Genomic DNA, 24,812 nt, shown 5'->3' on the forward strand with positions numbered 1-24,812 from the left:
CGCGGGTGGGGCGTGACGGGTTTAACGCGGGGGCGCGCTTTCAGGCCGCGCGGCGGCTGCGATCGATGGCCACGCTGAGCGAGATGGCGACCAGCAGCAGGCCGAAACCGACCCAGCTCATCCATGCCCCGGCGTCGTTGGCAAGCAGCCAGCCGCCGACCGCGGCGCCCACGGCCTGCCCGGTATAGATGCCGGAGCTGTTGAGCGCCACGGAGCCTGGCGCGAGGGCCGGCGCCAGGCCCACCAGACGGGCCTGCTGGGCCGAGTTGGCGGAGAAGCAGCCCAACCCCCACGGAACGAGCACGACAGCCAGCCAGGCGAGCGTGGAGGCCAGCGGCCACAGCAGCAGGCTCGAGGCGATCAGCACGGTGGTGATCAGCACCATGCGCCCGGCGCCCACGCGGTCGATGAAGCGGCTGACCACCATGTTGCCGACCAGCCCGCAGGCGCCGAACAGCGCCCACATCACGCTCAGCGTGGTGGCATCCGCGCCGAAGCCCTGCTTGAGGACCGGGCCGAAATAACTGAACAGCACGAACTGGCCGGCCCCCTGCAGCGCCGTGACCGAAACGATGCCCATCAGCACCGGGCTGCGCAGCACGCGCGACCATGCTTCGGCGGTCAGCGCGGCGGGGCGGACGCCGTTCGGCAATGTGAGCCAGACCGCTGTCGCGCTTGCGACACTGAGCGCCGCAATGGCCAGGAAAGCCATGCGCCAGCCCAGGTGGCCGCCGATCAGCGCGCCGATGGGCAGGCCCAGCACCGAGGCCATGGACCAGCCCAGGAAGACGAAGGTGACGGCGCGTCCGCGCTGCTCCGGCGGCACCAGCATGCCGGCGCAGGCCGCGGCCTGGGGCGTGAAGATGGCTGGAGCGACCACCGTGAGCATGCGCACCGGCAGCAGGGCGCCGAAGCTCGGCATCAGAGCGCAGAGGATGTGGCCCGCGGCGTACCAGAGCAGGCTGAGCGCCAACAACTGGCGGCGGTCCCAGCCCGCGACCGCCGCGGCCAGCAGCGGTGCGCCGACGCACATCACAGCCGCTGCGGCCGTGATCAGCTGGCCCGCGGTGGCGGCCGTGACCGAAAGCGATGTGCTGATTTCATTGAGCGTGCCGGGCACCACCATCACGCCCGTGCCGATCACGAAATTGCCGGCGAGCAGCGCCCAGAGCGCACCCTGGGGCGCCGGCCGGTTCACCGGCGAACCTGCAGCGCGCCGGGATTCACGATGTTCGTCGGATTGCCGTTGATGTAGCTCACCACGTTGTCGAACGCCTGACCGAAGTAGCTCTCGTAGCTCTCCTGCTCGACATAGCCGATGTGCGGCGTACAGATGCAGTTCTCGAGCCGCAGCAGCGCATGGCCTTGCAGCGGCGGCTCGCTCTCGAACACGTCGATGGCGGCCAGCCCGGGGCGGCCGCGGTTGAGCGCGGCGAGCAGGGCGTCGGCTTCGACCAGTTCGGCGCGCGAAGTGTTGACGAACAGCGCCGTCGGCTTCATGCGCGAGAGATCTTCCAGCGTGATGAGGCCGTTGGTCTCTTCGTTGAGACGCAGATGCACCGACAGCACGTCGGCCGCGGCAAAGAACTCGTGGCGGTTCTGTGCGACCTGGAAGCCGTCGGAGCGGGCCTTGGCGCAACTGGCTTCACGGCCCCAGATCACGACCTGCATCCCGAAAGCCTGCCCATAGCGCGCCACCAGTTGGCCGATGCGGCCATAACCCCAGATGCACAGCGTCTTGCCCTTGAGCACCGAGCCGATCCCGAAGTTGGGCGGCATCGATGCCGACTTGAGCCCCGACTGCTGCCACGCGCCGTGCTTGAGGTTGCTGATGTACTGCGGCAGCCGGCGCATGGCGGCCATGATGAGCGCCCAGGTGAGCTCGGCAGGCGCTTGCGGCGAGCCCGAGCCCTCCGCAACCGCGACGCCACGTTCCGTGCAGGCAGTAACGTCGATGTGCCCGGCGACACGCCCCGTCTGCGAGATGAGCTTGAGCTTCGGCAGCTTTTCGATCAGCTGGCGCGAGATCTGGGTGCGCTCGCGGATCAGCACGATCACGTCGGCATCCTTGAGGCGAACCGAAAGCTGCCCGATGCCCTTCACCGTATTGGTATAGACCTTGGCCGCGTACGCGTCCAGCTTGGCGGCGCAGCGCAGTTTGCGCACGGCGTCCTGGTAATCGTCGAGGATCACAATGTTCATGGCGTGCCATTGTGCCTCGCAGCATTGGAATGTCGTGCCAGTGAACGTTTGGATACCCACCCCCGCAGCCGCTCGCAGGGGTGTTCGGGCTCAGTGCAGGCGGGTCGAACGAGGGGCCGCGGCCGTGGTTTCGGCGGTTTCGAGTGCGGCCAGCCGGTCGAGTTCGGCGCAGACATCGGCCATGCGGCCCGAGATCACGACGCGGTTGCTGCGCTGCTGGCCCATGCCGTCGACCACGCGAACCACGCGCAACGGACGCGCCGGCGTGGCGCTGGCTGCTGCGGGTGTTGCGCCGCCGCCGGCGCGGGCGGTGCAGGCAGGGCGCACCGCCACGTAGCGAAGTCCGGCCGAGGATTCGGCAGCGTCGAGGCGATCCCTGCGGCGAGGACGGTGTGCCGGCATCAGGCGGCTGGCCAGCGATTGCAGCGGCATCCAGAAATCAGCGATGGCGAGGAGGGCGATTCCCATGTGAACTCCAAAAAAGTATGAGGTTGAACACAGGCAGGATTTCTTGAATCGGCTGCGACAGGGTGATGGCGACTCTTCGCCATACGCCCGCCACCTGTTGCTGCCGGATGGGGTGCTGCGGAAAGCAGGCCGCAGGGCCTACATCAGCATGGTGTTGCGGATGAGCCCGACCGCGAGGCCTTCGATTTCGAAAGGCTCGCCGGGCTGGACGATGATGGTCGGGTAGTCGGGGTTCTCGGCGTGCAGTTCGATGACCTGCTTGTTGCGCTTCAGGCGCTTGACGGTCACTTCGTCGCCCAGGCGCGCAACCACGATCTGGCCGTTGCGCGCTTCCTTGGTGGCCTGCACCGCGAGCAGGTCGCCGTCCATGATGCCGGCGTCGCGCATCGACATGCCGCGCACCTTGAGCAGGTAGTCGGGCTGGCGCTGGAACAGCGTGTTCTCGACGTAGTAGGTCTGGTCGACGTGCTCCTGCGCGAGGATGGGCGAGCCGGCTGCGACGCGGCCGATGAGCGGCAATGCCAGCTGGGCCATGCCGGGCAGCGAGAGCGAGAACTGGCCGCCTTCGCGGTGGCGTGTTTCATTGAGCGAACGCAGGGCGTCGCCCTTGAGGCGGATGCCGCGCGAGGTGCCGCTCACGAGCTCGATGACGCCCTTTCGCGCCAGTGCCTGCAAATGCTCTTCGGCGGCGTTGGCCGACTTGAACCCGAGCTCGTTGGCGATTTCGGCGCGCGTGGGCGGCGCACCGGTGCGTGCGATGGCGCTCTGGATCAGGTCCAGGATCTGCTGCTGGCGGGCTGTAAGCTTCACGGCGAACTGCATATGTGGTTCCTTGCGGCACTGGCTAGATATCCAGTAGCTGTATTTTTAACCAGTTTTTAAAAGTTGACAAGCCATGGTCAATTCCTCTTCGCCTGAATCGCGCCGCCGTGTCGTGGTTTTGGGCACGGGCGGCACCATTGCCGGCCGGGCCGCCAGCAGCGGCGACAACATCGGCTACACCGCGGGACAGGTCGGCGTGGCCGACCTGTTGGGCGGCATCGAGGCGCCCGAAGGCGTGTTGCTGGAGGCGGAGCAGGTCGCGCAGCTCGACAGCAAGGACATGTCGTTCGCCATCTGGCAGCAACTGGCCCGGCGCTGTGCGCACTGGCTGGCGCAGGCCGACGTGGCGGGCGTGGTGATCACGCACGGCACCGACACGCTCGAAGAGACCGCGTTCTTCCTGCACTCGGTGCTGGCGCCTTCCAAGCCCGTGGTACTGACCTGCGCGATGCGCCCGGCGACCGCGCTGGCGCCCGACGGACCGCAGAACGTGCGTGACGCCATCAGCGTTGCCGCGACGCAGGGCGCGCGAGGCGTATCGGTGGTGTGCGCCGGCACGATCCACAGCGGCATTGACATCCAGAAGGTGCACACCTATCGGCCTGACGCCTTTGCTTCAGGCGACGCGGGGCCCGTCGGTTATGTCGAGGAAGGGGAGCTTCGCCTTGTCCGGTCGTGGCCGGAAGGCGCTGCATCACGCGCGTCGAAGATTTTTCTGGAGGCTGCGGTTCAGTGGCCCCGCGTCGAGATCATCGTGAGCCATGCCGGCGCCAGCGGTGCTGTGATCGATGCGCTGCTGCAGTCCGGCGGTGCCGATCCCGTGCGAGGACTGGTGCTTGCCGCCACTGGCAACGGCACCCTGCACCACGCCCTGGAAGCGGCCGCGCTCAAGGCACAGGACGCAGGCGTTGCGATCGTTCGCGCCACGCGTTGCGCCAACGGGCGCATCCTGCCGAAGGCCGGGGACGCGCTGCGCGATGCTGGCGCGCTGACGCCCGTGAAGGCGCGCATTGCGCTGATGCTGGAACTGCTGGGGTGAAAGCAAAACCGCCCCGTACAGGGGCGGTTGGGAGGATCAGCTGTTCAGGGCAGCCAGTGCACGTTGCGTGATCTCGTCCACCGTGCCCACGCCCTTGATGGCGCGGTATTTCGGGGCGGCGGCCGGGTCGGCCTCGGCCCAGGCCGAGTAGTAGTCGACCAGTGGACGCGTCTGCTGGCTATACACCTCGAGCCGTTTGCGCACGGTTTCTTCCTTGTCGTCCTCGCGCTGGATCAGTTCCTCGCCGGTCACGTCGTCCTTGCCTTCAACCTTGGGTGGATTGAACTTGACGTGATAGGTGCGGCCCGAGGCGGGGTGAGAGCGGCGGCCGCTCATGCGTTCGATGATGTCGCTGAAAGGCACGTCGATCTCGAGCACGTAGTCGAGCTTGACGCCCGCCGCCTTCATGGCATCGGCCTGGGGAATGGTGCGGGGGAAGCCGTCGAACAGGAAGCCGCTGGCGCAATCGGGTTGCGCAATGCGTTCCTTCACGAGATTGATGATCAGGTCATCGCTGACCAGTGCGCCGGCGTCCATCACGGCCTTGGCCTGCAGGCCGAGCGGCGTGCCGGCCTTGACGGCGGCGCGCAGCATGTCGCCGGTCGAGATTTGGGGAATGCTGTATTTCTGGCAGATGAAGGCCGCTTGCGTGCCTTTGCCCGCCCCGGGCGCGCCCAGCAAAATTAGTCTCATGGTTTCCTCGGACGGTTCTTGGATTTTGTGTCGCACCAAGCGTCGGCCCCAGGGCTGGGCTAGGCGGAGTTGCTTCGAGGATAGCACGCGTGCCCGCGAAGAATTTCCGCTGCCGGGCAGGCTGCAGAGCGTCTCAGGCGGGGGGCGCGGCGGCAAAGACGGCACGCACGCGCACCAGGTCTTCGGGCGTGTCGATGCCCGGTCCGGGGGCGACATGGCTCACATGCACCGCGATGCGATGGCCGTGCCATAGCGCGCGCAGCTGTTCGAGTGCTTCGGTTGCCTCGACAGGCGCCGGCGGCAGCGACGGAAACTTCCGCACGAAACCCGCGCGATAGCCGTAGATGCCGATGTGGCGCAGCGGGGCGGGCGTGGGCAGCACCGCGGGTGCCGCGCCGTTGGCGGAGCCGTCGCGCCACCACGGGATCGGTGCGCGGCTGAAGTACATGGCGTTGCCCTGCGTGTCGAGCACGGCCTTCACCACGTTGGGGTTCATGAAGTCGCCGATCGAGTCGATCTCGTGGGCCGCGGTGCTCATCGCTGCTTCCGCATGGGTGGCCAGCGTTGATGCCACGGCGTCGATCAGCGCAGGATCGATCAGTGGCTCGTCGCCCTGTACGTTGACAACGATGTCGTCGCCGTCCAGGCCAAGCTGCTCACAGGCCTCGGCCAGCCGGTCGGTGCCGCTAGGGTGGTCCTGGCGCGTGAGGATGGCTTCGACGCCGTGCGCCTTGCATGCCGCAACGATCGAAGGATCGTCGCCGGCGACCACCACGCGCGCCGCGCTGGATTCGCCGGCGCGCTGCGCCACGCGCACCACCATGGGCAAGCCAGCGATGTCGGCCAGCGGTTTGTTGGGCAGCCGTGTCGACGCCAGGCGCGCCGGCACCAGAACGGTAAAGCTCACAGCCCGAGCTCTTCGTCGGAGAGCGTGCGTGCTTCGTTCTCGAGCAACACCGGAATGCCGTCGCGCACCGGGTAGGCGAGGCGCGCGCTGCGCGAGCAGAGCTCCTGCTTCTCGGGGTTCCAGGTCAGCGGACCTTTGGTGACGGGGCAGACGAGCAGTTCAAGCAGCTTGGTATCCATCGAGCGATGATAGCTTTGCGTCGAGTGCGGTGAAGAATTCCGGCGAGGGCGCGAAGTGCAATGGCACCGCCAGCGCATCGGGCGCCTTGCGCCACACCTTGACGGCATCTTTTTCCGTGCAGACGATGGTGCGTTCGGGGGCTGCAGGGCGCTGCCAACTCCTGAAATCAAAGTGGTCGGGCAGTGCGATGGTTTCGGCGAGCGTCAGGCCGCGCGCGCGCAGCATCTCGAAGAAGGCCTCCGGCCGCGCAATGGCTGCCAGTGCCACCAGGGGCCGGCCTGCAAGGGTTGCCAGGGGCACGCGTTGTCCGCCGCCGGTCAAGGCATCGGGTGCGAGGGCGCGGGCGGCGGTGTAGCCACCGGCGAACGCGGGCCGTGCGCCGCTGTGCAGCACCAGATCGCATGGCCGCGGCCAGGCTTCGCGTAACGGGCCTGCAGGCAGTCGCCAACCGTTGCCGATGCCGCGGTCGTCGAACACGCAGATCTCGATATCGCGACCCAGTGCCAGATGCTGCAGGCCGTCGTCGCTCACGACGACCTGCGTGGTCGGGTGGCTGGCGAGCAGGGCGCGCGCCGCATCGATGCGCTTGCGCGCCACGAACACCGGCGCCTTCGTGGCATGGTGAATCAGCGCAGGTTCGTCGCCGACATCCTGCGGATCGCTGTCGCCTAGCACCTCGCGGCAATCGTCGGTGCGCCGGCCGTAGCCGCGCGACACCACGCCGACCGTCAGTCCTCGCGCCTGCAGATGCTGGACGACGGCCATCACGACCGGTGTTTTCCCCGCTCCACCCGCGATCACGTTGCCGACCACGATCACTGGCACTGACACCCGCTCGGTCCGCAGCCATCCCAGCCGATAGAGCCAGCCCCGCACCGCGAAGAGCGCGGCATAAAGCAACGACAGTGGCCACAGCAGGCAAGCCAGCGGGCCTCGGCGCAGCCAGGCGCGCTGCAGCCGCGAGGCGGACGGCGAACCCGCCTTGCTGCTGCTGCGGCCGTCGGAAGGCACTCAGTGCCCGGCTTGTGCCGTCGACTGGGCTGCGAAGGTGATCTGCATCATGCCGGCGCGGCGGGCGGCCTCCATCACCGTCACCACGGCCTGGTGCGGGCTGGTCGCGTCGGCGCTGATGATCACCACGCTGTCCTTGCCGCCGGTGGCCGCGGCGGCGAGGGCTGCCGTCACGGTTTCCACGCTGCGGTCGGCCACCGGGCTCTTGTTGATCGAGTAGCGGCCGTCGGCCGACACCGCCACGATCACTTCCTTCGGATAGTCACGCTGCGCGTCGACGTCCGCCGTCGGCAGCCTCAGCTGCATTTCGGTGAACTTGCTGTAGGTGGTCGACAGCATGAGGAAGATGAGGATCACCAGCAGCACGTCGATGAACGGGATCAGGTTGATCTCCGGCTCGTCGCGCGCACCATGGCGGAACTGCATGCGGCCGCGGGTCATTTGCGCAGTGCGTTCAGGTGGCGGGCGAAGCGTTCGCCGGACAGTTCGAGGTTCAGCAGGTATTCGTCGACGCGGCTGCGGAAGTAACGCCAGAAGATCAGCGTCGGAATGGCCACGATCAGGCCGAAGGCCGTGTTGTAGAGCGCGATCGAGATGCCGTGCGCCAACTGAGCCGGGTTGCCCGAGCCGACAGCGCCGCTGCCCGGCGACTGCGAGCCGAAGATCTCGATCATGCCGATCACCGTGCCCAGCAGCCCCAGCAGCGGGGCCGCCGAGGCGATGGTGGCCAGCGCCGGCAGGTAGCGCTCCAGCTTGTGCGCCACCGTGCGGCCCGAGGCTTCCATGGCGGCACGCAGATCGTCTTCGGTACAGCGCGGGTTGGCGTTCAGCGCACGCAGGCCGGCGGCCAGCACCTGGCCGAGCATCGAGTTGCGTTCAAGTTTGGTCACGATGTCGGGACCGGGAATGGCTCCGTGCGACACGGTGATGGTTTCGTCGAGCAGCTTCGGCGGAAGTACCCTCACGGTCTTCAGACTCGTGAAACGTTCTATAACCAGCGCGAGCGCAATGACCGAACAAGCGAGCAAGGGCCAGATTGGCCAACCCGCGGCAACTATGATGGAAAACAAGAAAAAATCCTCCGGCCCGTAGACTGCAAATGCGCGGCGATTATCCACTGAGCCCACCATTGGCACGCACGTTGTTTTTGTGTCGGAAAGGACGCACAGATTCTGTGGATAACTTTGTGATTAACCTGCTACGCAACTCGTCCGGGCCCGCATGGGGCGGCCTTTCTGCTAGATCGACTGAATTTTGAGCAGCACTTTTTTTAATGAAATCAACGGCTTGCACGAGAAACCGTGCGTTTGCCTCGCTCCAGGGGCAGACGCGGGGCCGCATGCGGCCTGTTGTGGACGAGTGGCATCCGGCCGAGCGTGCATTCTGTGAACTTGCGTGAATCGAACTCCGCGCCCGGGCCGCGCGTCTGGGCCGTCGGCGCGTTGTGCCGAGCGGTGGCCGACGCGCTCGACGCGCGCTTCAATCCGGTCGCGGTGCGGGGCGAAATTTCCGGCTTCTCGCGGGCCTCAAGTGGACATTGTTACTTCTCGCTCAAGGACGAGTCCGGCCAGCTGCGCTGCGCGATGTTCCGCCGCGCTGCCGGTTTGCTCGACTTTTCGCCGCGCGATGGCGATCAGGTCGAAGTGCGTGGGCGCCTTGCGGTGTATGAGCCTCGCGGCGATCTGCAACTGGTGGTCGAGAGCTTGCGGCGGGCCGGGCAGGGCGCCCTGTTCGAGCAGTTCATGCAGCGCAAGGCACGCCTGGAAGCCGAAGGCCTGTTCGATCCGGCGCGCAAGCGGGCGTTGCCGGCCATGCCGAGGGCGGTCGGCATCGTCACGTCGTTGGGCGCGGCAGCCTTGCACGATGTAGTGACGGCGCTGCGAAGGCGTGTTCCGCACATTCCGGTCGTGCTCGCACCGGCGGCAGTGCAGGGAGCCGGCGCACCAGCCGAGCTGGTGCGGGCGTTGCAGTCGCTCTACCGCCTCGAACCTGCCGTCGACGTGATCCTGCTGGTGCGTGGCGGCGGCTCGATCGAAGACCTCTGGGCTTTCAACGACGAGGCGCTGGCGCGCACCATCGTGCAGAGCCCGGTGCCGCTGATCAGCGGCGTGGGCCACGAAACCGACTTCACCATCGCCGATTTCTGCGCCGACCTGCGCGCGCCCACGCCCACGGCCGCGGCAGAACTGGTGAGCGCGCCGCGCGACCTGTGGCTCGGTGCACTCGATCTGCTCGACGAGCGGCTCAGCGATGCGCTGGATGGGCGCATCGACGCGCTCGGGCAGCGCATCGACCAGGCCGCGGGACGCCTGGGCCGCCCCTCGAACCTCGTGGCGCGGCAGCAGCTCCGATTGGCGCATCATGCGCAGCGCCTGCGGTATGCGATGCTGTCCAGACGGGAGCGCCTGTCGCAGACGCCGCGGTCGATAGCGGCCGACTTTCCCTTGCGGCTGGGGCGTGCACTGGTTCAGCGTCGCGAGCGCCTGGAGCGCATGGCCCTGCGTTTGCGGCTGCTCGACCCGGCCCTGGTCTTGCAACGCGGCTATGCGTGGCTGACCGACACAGACGGTCATGCGATCGTCAGCGCAACGCAACTGGCAGCGGGTGACGCCGTCAAGGCGCGGCTTGCCGATGGCGAGGTCGACCTGACCGTCACTCCAGGCGATGCAACGGGCACACGTCTGACGCTGCCTCGGTAATTACTTCCTAGAATCGCTGATTCCTACAACCAACCCACGAGAAAAAACCATGGAACATGTGCTCCCACCCCTGCCTTACGCCCTTGACGCACTGGCGCCCGAGTACTCGAAGGAAACCCTCGAATACCACTACGGCAAGCACCACAACGCCTACGTGGTGAACCTCAACAACCTGCAAAAGGGCACCGAATTCGAATCGATGACGCTCGATGCTTCCCAGCCCCTATGTCGCGCACGCGACCGCTCGCACACTCGAATGCCTCTTCACCAGAATTCGAATCGATGACGCTCGAGGAGATCGTCAAGAAGTCCAGCGGCGGCATCTACAACAACGCCGCGCAGATCTGGAACCACACCTTCTTCTGGAACTGCATGAAGCCSCAGGGCGGCGGCGCTCCGACCGGCGCCCTGGCCAAGGCCATCGACGCCAARTGGGGCAGCTACGACGCSTTCAAGGAAGCCTTCGTGAARTCGGCCGTGGGCAACTTCGGCTCGGGCTGGACGTGGCTSGTGAAGAAGGCCGACGGCTCGCTGGACATCGTGAACATGGGCGCCGCGGGYACGCCGCTGACCACCGGCGACACCCCGGTGCTGACGGTGGACGTGTGGGAGCACGCCTACTACATCGACTACCGCAACCTGCGCCCGAAGTTCGTCGAGACCTTCCTGGCCAAGCTGGCGAACTGGGACTTCGCGGCGAAGAACTTCGGCTGAAAGTTCAGCCGTTGATGAGGTTCAGGATGTTCCCGTCCGGGTCCTTGAACCACGCGACCTTCATGCCGCCCATGACGTGGAGGTCGCCCTCGAGCGTCGTGCCGGGCATGTCGTAGTGCTCGAAGCGCACACCCCGGTCCTTGAGCGCGGCGGCGATGCGGCCGATGTCGTCGCCCACCTGCCAGGTCACGGCCGTGGCCTGGTTGGTGCCCGCGAACTGCGAGCGATACACGTTGATGCGCGTGTTGCCGCTGCGGTAGACGATGACCTCGTCGCCTTCCGCATCGACCTGCGACAGGCCCAGCGTGTCTTCGTAGAAACGGCGGGCCACGGCGAGGTCCTTGACCGCGAGGTTGGCCACCGCGTCGATGTTTCCGAGCATGCGAGTCTCCTTCGAAGCCCGGCGACCTGCCGAGGCACGCCAGGCGAGCCAAAAATACTCAACCATGCGGTGCAGTATTCGCATCGGGCGGGGCCCTGTCAAGGCATCGGAAAATAGCCCCCCCGCAGGCCGATACGAGCCCCATCGCGAATGAAGAATTCCTTCTCGATCGGTGTCCGGCACACTGCACCTCGGTGCAGTCACGACGACAACGACTGCAACCCCGAAACGACCTCGACAAAGAGACAACCCATGATTCGCAGACACCTCGGCACGCTGGCCATTGCGCTGGCATTCCCGTTGGCCTTCACAGCCACCGCACAGGCACAGTCCTACCCCGCCAAGCCCGTGCGCATGATCGTGCCCTTCCCTCCCGGCGGCGGCACCGACATCCTGGCGCGCCTGGTCGCGCAGAAGCTCACCGAGACGAACCACTGGACCGTGGTGCCCGACAACCGCGCAGGTGCCGGCGGCACCATCGGCATTGCCGAGGCCGCGCGCGCCGCGCCCACGGGCTACGACATCGTGATGGGCCAGAAGGACAACATGGTCGTCGCGCCCTGGCTCTACAAGAACCTGAGCTACAACCCGGTGAAGGACCTGACCGCCGTGGCCCACGTGGCCTACACGCCGGTGGTGATCGTCACGCAGGCCAACTCGAAGTTCAAGACGCTCGACGACGTGGTGAAGGCCGCGCGCGCCGCGCCCGACACCGTCACCTACGGCTCGCCCGGCAACGGCACCACCATCCACCTGGCCGGCGAGATCTTCAACGGCGCAGCCCAGATCAAGATGCGCCACGTGCCCTACAAGGGCTCCAACGCGGCCATGATGGATGTGCTCGCAGGCAACGTCGACCTGATGGTGTCGTCGGTGCCCTCGGCGTTGGCGCAGATCAAGGCCGGCAAGCTGCGTCCGCTGGCCGTGACCTCCGCCAAGCGCAGCACCTCGCTGCCCGACACGCCCACCGTGGCCGAGCTCGGCTACAAGGGCTTCGACGTGTCCACTTGGTACGGTCTCTTCGTGCCGGCCAGGACGCCGAAGGACGTGATCGCCACGCTGAATGCAGAAGTGAACAAGCTGCTGGCCACGCCCGAGATGAAAGCCGCCATCGTCGCGCAGGGCGCCGAGCCGCAAAGCATGACGCCCGAACAGTTCGAGGCGCTGCTGAAGACCGACTACGAGAAGTGGAAGGGCATCGTGCAGGCTTCGGGCGCGACGATCGAATAGCCCTTCTTGCCCCTTCCCCCTTTGGGGGAAGGTTGGGATGGGGGCTCACGGCATTGAAAAAGCCATGAGCAATGGATGCGCCGCCTGCCCCCACCCCTGCCCTCCCCCGGAAGGGGAGGGAGAAATACGGGCTCAGTCCGGCGTGAACTTCTTGTTGAAGATCTCCACGTCAGCCGCGTCCTCGAACGTCGCCACCTGCCCCATCTTCCCGTCGCTCATCCTGCAGGCCGAGAACAGGCTGTAGCGGCCCTTGAAGTAGAACTCGTCCATCACGATCAGCGCGTACGGGTACGGCACGAAGACCTGGTGTTCGAAGACGATGCGGTGCACATTCCTCGGCGACGGGAAGAGCTTGTAGTCGTTGGTGTCGATCGACTTGGCGGTGGCCATGGTGTGTGCGTCCTGCAGTTTCAGGCCGGGTCGCGCACGTCGGCCACGGGGTTCGTACCGAAATCCGCGCGGGCCAGGTACTTCAGCACCTTGGCGGCCGCCGTGGCGGGGCTGTCGAGCATGCCGTCGTTCTTCATCTTCTCGAAGCGCGTGCGGTCCGGAAACTTCTCGGCCGATGCGCCGCGCAGCTGCACCTGCATGTCGGTGTCGATGATGCCAGGGGCCAGCGAGACGATGCGCGCGCCGTTCGGCGCATTCGCTTCCTCCAGCGCCACGGCGCGCGAGAAATGGTCCATGCCGGCCTTGGACGCGCAGTAGGGCGCCTGGCTGCCCATGGCGTTGCGGCCCAGGCCCGACGAGATGTTCAGCACCTTGCGTGCACCACGCCATTCGCGCGTCGCGCCCAGGAAAGCGGCCGTGAGCAGCATCGGCGCTTCGAGGCCGATGCGCAGGGCCAGCGACAGCTCGGCTTCGACGGCGCTGGACAGCGGCGCGGGGTTGCCGACGGTGCCGGCGTTGTTGATGAGCGTGACGCTGTCGAAGCGTTGCGGGTCAATGGTCTTGAGCCAAGCCGACACGCGGGCTGCCGCGGCGACCGGGTCGGACAGGTCCTGCTCCCATTGCACGAGTTCGGCGCCGGCAACCTTGGCGGCCTCGGCCAGTTGTGCGTCCTGCTTGCGCGAAATGCCGAGCACCACGTGGCCGGCTTGCAGCAGCTGTTCGGCCATGGCACGGCCCAGGCCGCGGGAGGCGCCGGTGATGAGGGTGAGATGGGAAGCGGTCATCGGAAAAAGTCTTTCTGGAGCGAAGGCAGGAAGGGTAAGCGCAATCGGATGGGCACGTGGCGCGCTCAACCGGTTCGGAACTGCTTGCGCAGGAAGTTGCGGTGGCGGGCGATGTGCTGCAGCTGCGCGGGCGCGACGCTGCCGCCGAGGTCGACTTCGTCCGCGCCATTGAGCACCGCGTTGGCGTTGGCCATCGCCCGTGCGACGACTTCCTCCTCGCTCACGCCGAGCTGCGCAGCGAGGTCGAGCGCCACGCGCCGCATGGCGCGCTGCGAGAGCATCCACATCGCGCCGAAGCGGTCCCACGCGAGCGCGGCTTCGTCGGCCTTCTCGCGGTCGGCCAGGATCTCGTTGAGCGGCTTGGCCAGCACCGCGTTGAGCGCGTCGATCTTCTCGGTCAACTGCTCGTTGCGCGCAATGGCTTCTTCCAGCGTCGGGCCGGCTTCTGCGGGCTTGTCCTTCGGCGCCTCGGGCGGTGGAACGAAGCCGGCCTCCGCGTTCGCGGGCACGATCTGGAGCTTGTCGGTCAGGGTCATGGGGTTTCCGTTGGCGTTGGCAGGTTCTTCTTGTTCGACATCGCGGTCGCGCGCAGCCCCGGCAGGTCGAGCACGCGCAGGCCACCGTACTCCACGCGGATCAACCCCTGCGCCGACAGGCCGTTGAGCGCCTCGTTCACACGCTGGCGCGACAGGCCGACGAGGTAGGCCAGCTCCTGCTGCGTGATGCGCAGGACTTCGCCCACGCCCGGGTACAGCACCGGGTTGAACAGCGAAACGAGGTTGCGCGCCACGCGCGCGTCGGGGTTGTTGAGGCGGTCGATCTCCAGCGCTGCGATGAACTGGCCGAGCCGCTCGTTGAGCTGGTTCATCACGAAGCGGTTGAAGCCGATGGAGTGGTCGAGCAGCCAGTGGAAGCTCTCGATCGGCAGGCCGGCGATCAGGCTGCGCCGTAGCGCCTGGATGTTGTAGCGGTAGGGCTCGCGCTTCATCACCGTGCCTTCGCCGAACCAGCCGCCGGGCGGCACGCCGGTGTAGGTGACCGAGCCGCCATCGGCGTTGTCGTTGCTCATCTTGAGCAGGCCCTCGAGCACGCCGAACCAGTAGGTGGGCGAGCGCCCGACGCGGCACACCAGGTCGCCGGGCTCGGCCTCGCCGACCACCAGCGTGGTCTCGGCGCGGCGGCGCTCGGTGGGCGTGAGCGTGGGCAGCCACGGAATGCCGTCGAGCTCGGCGGCGTTGGCGGGACGCGCGCGATCCTTGATCGAACCGCCGAGCAGGTTGTTGTGGTTGAGGTCACCGCGAGGCATCGGGAAACTCCGGGGAGTAGTGTCCCTAGGATTGTCGTTGGAATGACAACCGGGCGTCAAAGTGAGACCTACGATCCGCCCACTGTGCAAACAACCGCCCCCACCTTCCCCCGTCTGCTGCTCGCGCATGCCGAGGCCCAACCCGAGGCGCCCGCCGTGCGCGAGAAGGACCTCGGCATCTGGCAAACCTGGACCTGGAACGCCGTGGCGCAGGAAGTGCGCGAAATGGCCTGTGGTCTCGCGAGCCTCGGCTTCAAGGCCTTCGACAACCTCGCCATCGTCGGCGCCAACCGGCCGCACCTGTACATGGCGGTGATCGCCGCGCAAAGCCTGCGCGGCGTGCCGGTGCCGCTGTACCAGGACGCGGTGGCGAGCGAAATGGTCTTCATGCTGCAGGACGCGGCCGTGGAGTTCGTGGTCGTCGAAGACCAGGAGCAGGTCGACAAGCTGCTCGAATGCCGCGAGTTGCAAAAAGACCAGCGGCACGGCATCCGCCACATCATCTACGACGACCCCAAGGGCCTGCGCCACTACGACCAGCCGGGGCTGATGAGCTACGAGCAGCTGCGCGCGCTGGGCCGGGAGTTCGACAAGGCCAACCTGGGCTACTACGACCGCGCAGTGGCCGGCGGCGAAGCCACCGACGTGGGCGTGATCCTCTACACCTCCGGCACCACCGGGCGCCCCAAGGGCGTGTGCCAGACGCATGCGAGCTTCATCGCGGCAGGCCGCGGCGGCGTGGAGACCGACAGGCTCGGCCCCGGCGACAACATCATGAGCTACCTGCCGATGGCGTGGGTGGGCGACCACCTGTTCTCGGTGGCGCAGTGGCTGGTGGGCGGCTTCACGCTCAACTGCCCCGAGTCGGCCGAGACGGTGATGAACGACATGCGCGAGATCGGCCCAAGCTACTACTTCGGCCCGCCGCGCACCTTCGAGGGCTTGCTCACTGCGGTGTCGATCCGCATGGAAGACGCGGCCGCGCCCAAGCGCTGGCTGTATGCCAAGTTCATGGCGCTGGCACAGCGCGTGGGCGCGGACATCCTCAACGGCGCGCCCGTGAGCACCGGCGACCGGTTCATGTACAGCCTGGGCAACCTGCTCATCTACGGCCCGCTGCGCAACGTGCTGGGCATGAGCCGCATCCGCGTGGCCTACACGGCCGGTGCCGCCATCGGGCCCGACCTGTTCCGCTTCTACCGCTCCATCGGCGTGAACCTCAAGCAGTTCTACGGCCAGACCGAGACCTGCGCCTACGTGTGCCTGCAGCAGGACGGCAAGGTCAAACTGCAGACCGTCGGCACGGCCGCGCCCGGCATCGAACTGAAGATCGCCGACGACGGCGAGGTGCTGGTGCGCGGCGTGTCGGTGCTCAAGGAGTACTACAAGCGCCCCGACGCCACGGCCGAGGTGCTCGACGCCAACGGCTACTTCCACACCGGCGACGCGGGCGTGCTCGACAGCGAAGGCCACCTGCGCATCATCGACCGCGCGAAGGATGTGGGCCGTCTCGTGGGCGGCGCGATGTTCGCGCCCAACTACATCGAGAACAAGCTCAAGTTCTTTCCGCAGATCAAGGAAGCCGTGTGCTTCGGCAACGGGCGCGACGAAGTGTGCGCGGCCGTCAACATCGACTACGAGGCCGTCGGCAACTGGGCCGAGCGCCGCGGGCTGGCGTACGGCGGCTACGTCGATCTGGCCGGCAAGCCCGAGGTGCTGGCGCTGGTGGCCGACTGCATCGCCAAGGTGAATGCCGACCTTGCGAGCGAAGACGGCATGGGCGAGACGCAGATCGCGCGCTTCCTGGTGCTGCACAAGGAGCTCGACCCCGACGACGACGAACTGACCCGCACGCGCAAGGTGCGCCGCGGCTTCATCGCCGAGAAATACGCGGTGCTGGTCAGTGCGCTCTACGGCGGCAAGACCGAGCAGTTCATCGAGACGCAGGTCAAGTTCGAGGACGGTCGCACGGGGGTTGTCAGCGCCACGCTGAAGATCAACGAAGCCAAGACCTTCCCCATCGTGAAGGCCGCTGCATGAGCAACAGGAAAATCGGCGACGTCATCCTCGACGTACAGAACATCAGTTTGAGCTTCGGCGGCGTGAAGGCGCTGACGGACATCAGCTTCAACGTGCGCGAGCATGAAGTGCGGGCCATCATCGGCCCGAACGGCGCGGGCAAGAGCTCGATGCTGAACTGCATCAACGGCGTGTACTGGCCGCAGCAGGGCTCCATCACCTTCCGCGGCCAGACCTTCAAGCACATGAACTCGCGCCAGGTGGCCGAGATGGGCGTGGCGCGCACCTTCCAGAACCTGGCGCTGTTCAAGGGCATGAGCGTGCTCGACAACATCATGACGGGGCGCAACCTCAAGATGAAGAGCGGCCTGTTCGCGCAGGCGCTGCGCTGGGGCCCGGCCGAACGCGAGGAGCTGCGGCACCGCGAGTTCGTCGAGCACATCATCGACTTTCTCGAGATCCAGGCACACCGCAAGACGCCGGTCGGCCGCCTGCCCTATGGCCTGCAGAAGCGCGTCGACCTCGGCCGCGCGCTCGCGATGGAGCCGCAGGTACTGCTGCTCGACGAGCCGATGGCCGGCATGAACGTGGAGGAGAAGCAGGACATGAGCCGCTTCATCCTCGACGTGAACGACGAGTTCGGCGCGACCATCGTGCTCATCGAGCACGACATGGGCGTGGTGATGGACATCTCCGACCGCGTGGTAGTGCTGGACTACGGCAAGAAGATCGGCGACGGGACGCCGGATGAAGTGCGCAATAACGAGGACGTTATTCGGGCGTATCTCGGCGTGGAGCACTGAAGCCATGCGAAACCTCGCGCTGAAGTATTGCTCCTTCCCCCTCTGGGGGAAGGCTGGGATGGGGGCACAGCGGCCTTCGCAAAAAGGCAGCGCCTCATCGGACGCCGCGTGTCCCCACCCCAACCCTCCCCCAGCGGGGGAGGGAGAAAGTCAAGAAAGAAACTGACCATGGGCTTTTTCCTCGAAACCCTCTTCGGCGGCCTCATGGTCGGCATGCTCTATTCGCTGATCGCCATCGGCTTCGTGCTGATCTACAAGGCCTCGGGCGTCTTCAACTTTGCACAAGGCGCGATGGTGCTGTTCGCGGCGCTGGCCATGGCGCGCTTCTCGGAGTGGTTCCCGCAGTGGTTCGGCTTCGAGAACCAGATCCTCGCGAACATCCTGGCCTTCGTCGCGGCCATGGCGGTGATGGTCGTGGTGGCCTGGCTGATCGAGCGGCTCGCGCTCAGCAAGCTCGTGAACCAGGAAGGCATCACGCTGCTGATGGCCACGCTGGGCATCGCCTACTTCCTCGACGGCGTGGGCCAGACGATCTTCGGCAACGACATCTACAAGATCGACGTGGGCATGCCCAAGGAGCCGCTGATGGTGCTCGAAGGCACCTTCCAGGGCGGGCTGCTGCTGAGCCAGGAAGACCTGATCGCCGCACTGGTGGCGGCAGGGCTCGTGGTGGTGCTGGCGATCTTCTTTCAGAAGACGGCCACGGGCCGCGCCCTGCGCGCGGTGGCCGACGATCACCAGGCTGCGCAGTCGATCGGCATTCCGCTCAAGCGCATCTGGGTGATCGTGTGGTCGGTGGCCGGCTTCTCGGCACTGGTGGCCGGGATCATCTGGGGCTCCAAGCTCGGCGTGCAGTTCTCGCTCTCGCTGGTGGCGCTGAAGGCGTTGCCGGTGGTGATCCTCGGCGGACTCACATCGATTCCGGGCGCCATCATCGGCGGCCTGTTGATCGGCGTGGGCGAGAAGCTGTCTGAAATTTATCTCGGCCCCATGCTTGGTGGCGGCATCGAGATCTGGTTTGCTTATGTGCTGGCGCTGGTGTTCCTGCTGGTGCGGCCGCAGGGCCTCTTCGGCGAAAAAATCATTGATCGGGTGTGAACGAAATGTTCTACAGAGAAAACGGCCAGTTCAAGTCGAGCTACCGCGCCGACCAGCAGATCTTCCCGATCGCGCAGGACCGCCTCGCGATCCTCGTGCTGCTGCTCGTGGCTTTCGTCGTGGTGCCGCTCGGCGTGTCCGACTACTGGATGCGCGCCATCCTCACGCCCTTCCTTATTCTTTCGCTCGCGGCGCTGGGCCTCAACATCCTCGTGGGCTACTGCGGGCAGATCTCGCTGGGCACCGGCGCCTTCATGGCGGTGGGCGCGTACGCGGCCTACAACTTCCAGGTGCGCATCGACGGCATGCCGCTCATTGCCTCGCTGCTGCTGGGCGGCCTGTGCGCCACGGTGATCGGCGTGCTGTTCGGCATTCCGAGCCTGCGCATCAAGGGCCTGTACCTTGCAGTCGCCACGCTGGCGGCGCAGTTCTTCACCGACTGGGCGTTCCTGCGCATCCAGTGGTTCACCAACAACTCGTCCTCGGGCTCGGTGAGCGTGGCGGGGCTCAACGTGTTCGGCGTGCCCATCGAGTCGCCGGTGCAGAAGTACCTGTTCTGCCTGATCTTCGTGGCGGTGTTCGCGCTGCTCGCCAAGAACCTGGTGCGCAGCGCCATCGGCCGCGAGTGGATGGCGATGCGCGACATGGACGTGGCCGCCGCCGTGATCGGCATTCGCCCGGTGTACGCCAAGCTCACGGCCTTCGCGGTGAGCAGCTTCATCGTCGGCGTGGCCGGCGCGCTGTGGGGCTTCGTGCACCTGGGCGCGTGGGAGCCGGCGGCGTTCAGCATCGACCGCTCGTTCCAGCTGCTGTTCATGGTGATCATCGGCGGCCTCGGCTCGATCATGGGCAGCTTCTTCGGCGCCGCCTTCATCGTGCTGCTGCCGCTCTTTCTGAACCAGCTGCCGGGGTGGCTGGGCTTCTCGATTTCCACCGCGCTGGCCTCGCACCTGGAGACCATGATCTTCGGTGCGCTGATCGTGTTCTTCCTGATCGTGGAGCCACACGGCCTCGCGCGGCTGTGGTCCACGGCCAAGGAGAAATTGCGGCTCTGGCCCTTCCCTCACTGAATTTCCGTTCGCACGTAAAAACCCGGCACCGAGGTGCCCACATAAGGAGACAGGCATGAAACTGAAATCGCTCGCTCTGACCGCCGCCCTGGTGGCCAGCACCCTCGGCGCCCTGCTCGTGCCATCGATAGCGCAGGCGCAGGCCAAGGAGCAGTTCTTCCCTCTGCTGGTGTACCGCACCGGCCCCTACGCGCCCAACGGGACGCCCTGGGCCAACGGCAAGCAGGACTACATCAAGTACATCAATGCCACCGGCGGCATCAACGGCGTGAAGATCGCGTACGAAGAGTGCGAGACCGGGTACGCCACCGACAAGGGCGTGGAATGCTACGAGCGCCTGAAGGGCCACCCCGGCGTGGCATTGTTCGACCCGCAGGCCACCGGCATCACCTTCGCGCTGACCGACAAGGTGCCCACCGACAAGATTCCGCTGATCACGCTGGGCTACGGCCTCTCGGCCTCGCAGGATGGCGGCGTCTTCAAGTGGAACTTCCCGCTGATGGGCTCCTACTGGACTGCGGCCGACATCCTGATCCAGCACATCGGGAAGAAGGAAGGCGGCATGGACAAGCTCAAGGGCAAGAAGATCGCCCTCGTGTACCACGACTCGCCGTTCGGCAAGGAACCGATCCCGCTGCTGCAGGAGCGCGCGAAGCAGAACGGCTTCGAGCTCTCGCTGATCCCGGTGACCGCGCCCGGCGTGGAGCAGAAGTCGGCCTGGCTGCAGGTGCGCCAGCAGCGGCCCGACTATGTGCTGCTGTGGGGCTGGGGCGTGATGAACTCCACCGCGCTCAAGGAGGCCGTGGCCACGGGCTACCCGCGCGAGAAGATGTACGGCGTGTGGTGGGCCGGCGCCGAGCCCGACGTGAAGGACGTGGGCGCCAACGCCAAGGGCTACAACGCGCTCGCGCTCAACACCTCGGGCACGCAACCCAAGGTGATCCAGGACATCCTGAAGCAGGTGCATGACAAGGGCCAGGGCACGGGGCCGAAGGAAGAAGTGGGCTCGGTGCTCTACACGCGCGGCGTGATCATCCAGATGCTCGGCGTCGAGGCCGTGCGGCGCGCTCAGGAGCGCTTCGGCAAGGGCAAGGTCATGACCGGCGAGCAGGTGCGCTGGGGCATGGAGAACCTCGCGCTCGACCAGAAGAAGCTGGACGCGCTGGGCTTCTCAGGCGTGATGCGCCCGGTGAGCACCTCGTGCCAGGACCACATGGGCTCGACCTGGGCGCGCGTGCACACCTGGGACGGTGCCAAGTGGGGCGGCATGTCCGACTGGTACGAGGCCGACAGCCAGATCATCAAGCCAATGGTGAAGGCCGCCGCCGACAAGTACGCGGGCGAGAAGAAGCTGACGCGCCGCGAAGCGGCGGACTGCCAGTCCTAGGCACACCCCCAGGCTGCGCGCACTTCGTGTCGCTTCGCCTACCCCCTTGCAGGGGGCAACACCTGCGGCCCGGCAAAGCCGGTTCCGCGGTGTTCCCCGAAGGGCGGCAGGCCAAGCGGGCATCCGAAAGAACGGCATCGCGCTAGTTCTTTCGAATGCTTCGGACCACACCATGAGCGAACCCAACATCCTTCTCAACGTCAACGGCATCGAGGTTATCTACAACCACGTGATCCTCGTGCTCAAGGGCGTGTCGCTGACCGTGCCCGATGGCGGCATCGTGGCGCTGCTCGGCGGCAACGGCGCGGGCAAGACGACCACGCTGCGCGCTGTGAGCAACCTGCTCGCGGGCGAACGCGGCGCCGTCACCAAGGGCACTATCGAGTTGCGCGGCGAGCGCATCGAGGCGCTGTCGCCGGCCGAGCTTGTGAAGCGCGGGTTGATCCAGGTGATGGAAGGCCGCCACTGCTTCGCGCACCTGACCATCGAAGAGAACCTGATGACCGGCGCCTACACGCGCACCGACGGCAAGGCCGCGGTGCAGCAGACGCTGGAGAAGGTCTACGCGTACTTCCCGCGCCTGAAGACGCGGCGCACTTCGCAGGCGGCCTACACCTCGGGCGGCGAGCAGCAGATGTGCGCCATCGGCCGCGCGCTGATGGCCAACCCGAGCATGGTGCTGTTGGACGAACCCTCGATGGGCCTGGCGCCGCAGATCGTCGAAGAGGTGTTCGAGATCGTGAAAGACCTCAATGCCAAGGAGCGCGTGACCTTCCTGCTGGCCGAGCAGAACACCAACATGGCGCTGCGCTATGCCGACTACGGCTACATCCTGGAGAACGGCCGCATCGTGATGGACGGCGCGGCGCAGAGCCTGCGCGAGAACGAGGACGTGAAGGAGTTCTACCTGGGCGTTGGCGGTGCGGATCGCAAGAGCTTCCGCGACGTGAAGAGCTACAAGCGGCGCAAGAGGTGGCTGGCTTGACGGATGTGTGTGGTTCTTCAGGGCGCGCTCACGCCGACGGCGTGCTTCTTTTCTCGAATGTCCCCCGCCCTTCGGGCTCCTCCTTTATTTCGCGAAAAGAAGCCCACCGCCGACGTGATCGTTCAAACCAGTCGTTGGTCGGCGAATGCGTGAGCCGCGCCCATGGTGCGCAGGGCGTCGGGTGCTCCCCGCAGCGAAATAAAGGAGGAGCCCGAAGGGCGGGGGACATTCGCGGAGGGGAGTACCCGGCGGCCTGTGCACGCGCCCTGAACAACCCCAGCGTAGTTGGAAAACCGAATTGAAAGACAAAGGGGACGGACATGACCGACCACTACGACAAGCTTGAAATCCGCGACCCCGCCGAACGCGAGCGCGACCTTCTGGCCGCATTGCCGAAGCAGATCGCGCAAGCGCAGACCGCCGCACCAGCGTTCGCAAAGATCCTCGACGGCGTGAAGCCTGCCGACGTGACGACGCGCGAAGCCCTCGCCAAACTGCCTGTCACGCGCAAATCCGAACTGCTCGACCTGCAAAAGGCACGCCGCGCGGACGACCCGTTCGGTGGCTTTGCCTCCATCGTGCGCGGGCCGCGCATGCTGCGCATCTTCGCGAGCCCCGGCACCATCTACGAACCCGAGGGCGAGGCGCGCGACTACTGGCGCACCGCACGGGCACTGCATGCGGCGGGCTTTCGCAGCGGCGAGCTGATCCACAACAGCTTCAGCTACCACATGACGCCCGCGGGCTCCATCATGGAAAGCGGTGCGCGCGCCATCGGCTGCACCGTGTTCGCGGGCGGCACCGGGCAGACCGAGCAGCAGCTCGAAGCCATCGCCGACCTGAAGCCCGAGGGCTATGCCGGCACGCCGAGTTTCCTCAAGATCCTGCTCGAGAAGGCCGAGGAGAAAGGCATGAAGCTGCCCTCGCTCACCAAGGCGCTGGTGTCGGGCGAAGCCTTTCCGCCGAGCCTGCGCGACTGGATCGCCGCGCATGGCGTGAAGGGCATCCAGTGCTACGCCACGGCGGACCTCGGCCTCATCGCCTACGAAACAAGCGCGCGCGAAGGCCTGGTGATCGACGAAGGCGTGCTGGTCGAGATCGTGCGCCCCGGCACCGGCGACCCGGTGCCCGACGGCGAGGTCGGCGAGATCGTCGTCACCAGCTTCAACCCCGACTACCCGCTCGTGCGCTTCGGCACCGGCGACCTCTCGGCCGTGCTCGCGGGCACCTGCCCCACCGGCCGCACCAACAAGCGCATCAAGGGCTGGCTCGGCCGCGCCGACCAGACCACGAAGGTGCGCGGCATGTTCGTGCACCCCTCGCAGGTGGCAGAGATCGTGCGGCGCTTTCCCGAGGCGCAGCGCGCGCGGCTCGTGGTGTCGGGCGAGATGGGCGACGACAAGATGACGCTGACACTTGAATGCGCGGGTGCCGTGCCCATAGGGTTTCAGGCCCGCGTGGGCGATGCGATCCGCGAAGTCACCAAGCTGCGCGGCGAAGTGGTCGTCGTGGGCGCAGGCGAACTGCCCAATGACGGCAAGGTGATCGACGACGTGCGCAGCTACAAGTAGCGGCGGTACAGCCCGCGCGTGGTGGCGCGCATCAGCACCACCACGAGCACCGAATAGGCCAGCACGAGCGCCAGGGCGAAGCCGATGAGCCCGCCCGCGGGGTCGTGGCCGCGCGCCCACATCGACAGCATCAGCCACGCCAGCGCGATGGCGATGCAGCTCGCCTGCACCAGCACGAAGGCCAGCACCGCCGCCGTCACGGCCCTGAAAGGCCGCACACGCACCAGCCCGGCGTTGGCGCCGAGCCAGCCGCCCCACAATGCGAGCGCGAAGGCCACCAGCGGCGGCACCATCCAGGCGAGCAGCAGCTCGAGCCCCTCCATGCCGCTCGCCACGGAAGTCCAGCGGCTCACGACCACGCCGCTCCACATCTGCAGCGACGCGAACAGCGAGGCGCCCACCAACGCCACGGCGCGGCGTGGCGAGGAGCCGGCGGCTTCATCATCTTGCACGGCGGAGGGCGCGGCGCGGCCTGCCCTCAGGGCGAACCATGCCGCGGCCCACACACCGAGCACAAGCACGATCAGCTGGACGATCGACTGCAGGAACATGAACGCGGCCATCGCAGTGCGCATGGAATCCGGACCGAAGAAGTCCTGCAGGCGGCCGCCCGGCATGAAGAGCAGTTGCACTTCGTAGAGCAGCGGGCTCAGCGCGTAGAAGTTCAGCACCAGCACCACCGCGTATGCCGCGCCATAGCGGCTGCGGGGATGGGACAGCTTCGCCACGCTGTCCACGCCGCGCTTTTCGAGCGCGTCGCGCCCATGGCTCCAGGCCAGCGCCGCTGCCAGCAACCAGGCCATGCCGACGCTGAACACCATTGGAATCCACACGCCCGGAAGGGCATAGGTGCTGCGCAGCTGCTCGCCGTCAGGCGAGTCGGGCCAGAGCAGCATGACCATGTTGACCAGCAGCACCGCGGCACCGATGGCCACGGTGACGAGCGCGAGATCGCGCGGCAGTCGCCGCGCGCGTGCGTGAGAAGGGGTTGCCGTCATTGGAATACTTTCGCCTTGCAGGGCGCATGCCGCTGCATGCGAAGAGAGAGAGA

Annotated in this window: 26 protein-coding genes and 1 pseudogene; 11 read left to right on the forward strand and 16 right to left on the reverse strand. The window is 66.5% G+C overall.

Annotated elements, in window-relative coordinates; translation table 11 throughout:
* Positions 1 to 40: 40 nt before the first annotated feature.
* From ASD05_RS13100 to lexA, 4 genes are all read right to left on the reverse strand, one after another.
* Positions 41 to 1,198: an MFS transporter gene (locus tag ASD05_RS13100; protein WP_056592713.1), complete on the reverse strand. Its 1,158-nt coding sequence runs from the start codon at positions 1,196 to 1,198 to the stop codon at positions 41 to 43.
* Complete coding sequence (locus tag ASD05_RS13105) at positions 1,195 to 2,202, reverse strand: D-2-hydroxyacid dehydrogenase family protein (protein ID WP_007836951.1); 1,008 nt, start codon at positions 2,200 to 2,202, stop codon at positions 1,195 to 1,197. The genes ASD05_RS13100 and ASD05_RS13105 overlap by 4 nt, the downstream gene beginning before the upstream one ends.
* A gap of 90 nt (positions 2,203 to 2,292) precedes the next feature.
* Positions 2,293 to 2,670: a hypothetical protein gene (locus ASD05_RS13110; protein WP_056592717.1), complete on the reverse strand. Its 378-nt coding sequence runs from the start codon at positions 2,668 to 2,670 to the stop codon at positions 2,293 to 2,295.
* A gap of 138 nt (positions 2,671 to 2,808) precedes the next feature.
* Positions 2,809 to 3,492: a transcriptional repressor LexA gene (lexA, locus tag ASD05_RS13115; protein WP_013541704.1), complete on the reverse strand. Its 684-nt coding sequence runs from the start codon at positions 3,490 to 3,492 to the stop codon at positions 2,809 to 2,811.
* A 73-nt stretch (positions 3,493 to 3,565) separates the two neighbouring features.
* On the opposite strand from lexA, the gene ASD05_RS13120 reads away from it, so the two are divergent.
* Complete coding sequence (locus tag ASD05_RS13120) at positions 3,566 to 4,531, forward strand: asparaginase (RefSeq protein ID WP_056592720.1); 966 nt, start codon at positions 3,566 to 3,568, stop codon at positions 4,529 to 4,531.
* A gap of 36 nt (positions 4,532 to 4,567) precedes the next feature.
* On the opposite strand, the gene adk is transcribed toward ASD05_RS13120, so the two are convergent.
* The 6 genes from adk to ASD05_RS13150 form a co-directional block, all read right to left on the reverse strand.
* Positions 4,568 to 5,224 (reverse strand): adenylate kinase, encoded by a 657-nt coding sequence (gene adk, locus ASD05_RS13125; protein WP_056592723.1) that lies wholly within the window; start codon positions 5,222 to 5,224, stop codon positions 4,568 to 4,570.
* 133 nt (positions 5,225 to 5,357) lie between these two features.
* A complete protein-coding gene (kdsB, locus tag ASD05_RS13130) occupies positions 5,358 to 6,131 on the reverse strand; it encodes a 3-deoxy-manno-octulosonate cytidylyltransferase (RefSeq protein ID WP_056592726.1) in 774 nt (257 codons plus the stop codon).
* Positions 6,128 to 6,310, reverse strand: a complete 183-nt coding sequence (locus ASD05_RS13135) for a Trm112 family protein (RefSeq protein ID WP_007836935.1) — start codon at positions 6,308 to 6,310, stop codon at positions 6,128 to 6,130. The genes kdsB and ASD05_RS13135 overlap by 4 nt, the downstream gene beginning before the upstream one ends.
* Positions 6,291 to 7,322: a tetraacyldisaccharide 4'-kinase gene (gene lpxK, locus ASD05_RS13140; RefSeq protein WP_056592728.1), complete on the reverse strand. Its 1,032-nt coding sequence runs from the start codon at positions 7,320 to 7,322 to the stop codon at positions 6,291 to 6,293. Before lpxK ends, ASD05_RS13135 begins: the two co-directional genes overlap by 20 nt.
* On the reverse strand, positions 7,323 to 7,748 hold the full coding sequence (locus ASD05_RS13145) for an ExbD/TolR family protein (RefSeq protein WP_042674034.1): 426 nt from the start codon (positions 7,746 to 7,748) through the stop codon (positions 7,323 to 7,325).
* Positions 7,749 to 7,759: 11 nt separating this feature from the next.
* Positions 7,760 to 8,392, reverse strand: a complete 633-nt coding sequence (locus ASD05_RS13150) for a MotA/TolQ/ExbB proton channel family protein (protein ID WP_042674017.1) — start codon at positions 8,390 to 8,392, stop codon at positions 7,760 to 7,762.
* Between the two features lie 315 nt (positions 8,393 to 8,707).
* Between ASD05_RS13150 and xseA the strand changes: the two genes are divergently transcribed.
* Together xseA and ASD05_RS13160 are read left to right on the forward strand one after the other, a co-directional pair.
* Positions 8,708 to 10,021, forward strand: coding sequence for an exodeoxyribonuclease VII large subunit (gene xseA / locus ASD05_RS13155; RefSeq protein ID WP_056592732.1), 1,314 nt, complete (start codon positions 8,708 to 8,710; stop codon positions 10,019 to 10,021).
* 49 nt (positions 10,022 to 10,070) lie between these two features.
* Positions 10,071 to 10,735 (forward strand): annotated as a pseudogene (locus tag ASD05_RS13160) (superoxide dismutase).
* Positions 10,736 to 10,739: 4 nt separating this feature from the next.
* On the opposite strand, the gene ASD05_RS13165 reads toward ASD05_RS13160, so the two are convergent.
* Positions 10,740 to 11,117 carry a VOC family protein gene (locus ASD05_RS13165; RefSeq protein ID WP_056592734.1) on the reverse strand — a complete coding sequence of 126 codons (378 nt, stop codon included), beginning with the start codon at positions 11,115 to 11,117 and terminating at the stop codon, positions 10,740 to 10,742.
* Between the two features lie 252 nt (positions 11,118 to 11,369).
* Here ASD05_RS13165 and ASD05_RS13170 point away from each other — a divergent pair, with 252 nt between their 5' ends.
* Positions 11,370 to 12,347, forward strand: coding sequence for a Bug family tripartite tricarboxylate transporter substrate binding protein (locus ASD05_RS13170; RefSeq protein ID WP_056592737.1), 978 nt, complete (start codon positions 11,370 to 11,372; stop codon positions 12,345 to 12,347).
* A gap of 132 nt (positions 12,348 to 12,479) precedes the next feature.
* On the opposite strand, the gene ASD05_RS13175 is transcribed toward ASD05_RS13170, so the two are convergent.
* From ASD05_RS13175 to ASD05_RS13190, 4 genes are all read right to left on the reverse strand, one after another.
* Positions 12,480 to 12,737 carry a hypothetical protein gene (locus ASD05_RS13175; protein ID WP_056592740.1) on the reverse strand — a complete coding sequence of 86 codons (258 nt, stop codon included), beginning with the start codon at positions 12,735 to 12,737 and terminating at the stop codon, positions 12,480 to 12,482.
* A gap of 20 nt (positions 12,738 to 12,757) precedes the next feature.
* Positions 12,758 to 13,522 carry an SDR family NAD(P)-dependent oxidoreductase gene (locus tag ASD05_RS13180; RefSeq protein WP_056592743.1) on the reverse strand — a complete coding sequence of 255 codons (765 nt, stop codon included), beginning with the start codon at positions 13,520 to 13,522 and terminating at the stop codon, positions 12,758 to 12,760.
* A 65-nt stretch (positions 13,523 to 13,587) separates the two neighbouring features.
* The gene (locus tag ASD05_RS13185; RefSeq protein WP_056592746.1) at positions 13,588 to 14,058 is read right to left on the reverse strand and encodes a hypothetical protein; all 471 of its coding nucleotides are present in this window, start codon (positions 14,056 to 14,058) and stop codon (positions 13,588 to 13,590) included.
* Positions 14,055 to 14,828, reverse strand: a complete 774-nt coding sequence (locus ASD05_RS13190) for a Crp/Fnr family transcriptional regulator (RefSeq protein WP_056592749.1) — start codon at positions 14,826 to 14,828, stop codon at positions 14,055 to 14,057. Before ASD05_RS13190 ends, ASD05_RS13185 begins: the two co-directional genes overlap by 4 nt.
* 42 nt (positions 14,829 to 14,870) lie before the next feature.
* Here ASD05_RS13190 and ASD05_RS13195 point away from each other — a divergent pair, with 42 nt between their 5' ends.
* The 7 genes from ASD05_RS13195 (at position 14,871) to ASD05_RS13225 (ending at position 23,761) form a co-directional block, all read left to right on the forward strand.
* Positions 14,871 to 16,868: an AMP-dependent synthetase/ligase gene (locus ASD05_RS13195; protein WP_200955423.1), complete on the forward strand. Its 1,998-nt coding sequence runs from the start codon at positions 14,871 to 14,873 to the stop codon at positions 16,866 to 16,868.
* Positions 16,865 to 17,650, forward strand: coding sequence for an ABC transporter ATP-binding protein (locus tag ASD05_RS13200; protein WP_056592756.1), 786 nt, complete (start codon positions 16,865 to 16,867; stop codon positions 17,648 to 17,650). The genes ASD05_RS13195 and ASD05_RS13200 overlap by 4 nt, the downstream gene beginning before the upstream one ends.
* A 168-nt stretch (positions 17,651 to 17,818) precedes the next feature.
* Positions 17,819 to 18,748 carry a branched-chain amino acid ABC transporter permease gene (locus tag ASD05_RS13205; protein WP_007830559.1) on the forward strand — a complete coding sequence of 310 codons (930 nt, stop codon included), beginning with the start codon at positions 17,819 to 17,821 and terminating at the stop codon, positions 18,746 to 18,748.
* A gap of 5 nt (positions 18,749 to 18,753) precedes the next feature.
* On the forward strand, positions 18,754 to 19,818 hold the full coding sequence (locus tag ASD05_RS13210) for a branched-chain amino acid ABC transporter permease (protein WP_007830558.1): 1,065 nt from the start codon (positions 18,754 to 18,756) through the stop codon (positions 19,816 to 19,818).
* Positions 19,819 to 19,873: 55 nt separating this feature from the next.
* Positions 19,874 to 21,205, forward strand: a complete 1,332-nt coding sequence (locus ASD05_RS13215) for an ABC transporter substrate-binding protein (protein ID WP_056592759.1) — start codon at positions 19,874 to 19,876, stop codon at positions 21,203 to 21,205.
* A 172-nt stretch (positions 21,206 to 21,377) separates the two neighbouring features.
* Positions 21,378 to 22,190, forward strand: coding sequence for an ABC transporter ATP-binding protein (locus ASD05_RS13220; protein WP_007830556.1), 813 nt, complete (start codon positions 21,378 to 21,380; stop codon positions 22,188 to 22,190).
* 320 nt (positions 22,191 to 22,510) lie between these two features.
* Positions 22,511 to 23,761, forward strand: a complete 1,251-nt coding sequence (locus tag ASD05_RS13225; protein WP_056592762.1) for a phenylacetate--CoA ligase family protein — start codon at positions 22,511 to 22,513, stop codon at positions 23,759 to 23,761.
* Here ASD05_RS13225 and ASD05_RS13230 read toward each other — a convergent pair.
* Positions 23,752 to 24,759, reverse strand: a complete 1,008-nt coding sequence (locus ASD05_RS13230) for a hypothetical protein (RefSeq protein ID WP_056592764.1) — start codon at positions 24,757 to 24,759, stop codon at positions 23,752 to 23,754. The genes ASD05_RS13225 and ASD05_RS13230 overlap by 10 nt on opposite strands.
* Positions 24,760 to 24,812: the final 53 nt, after the last annotated feature.

This window comes from Variovorax sp. Root434 (assembly GCF_001426595.1).
Taxonomy (GTDB): Bacteria; Pseudomonadota; Gammaproteobacteria; order Burkholderiales; family Burkholderiaceae_C; genus Variovorax.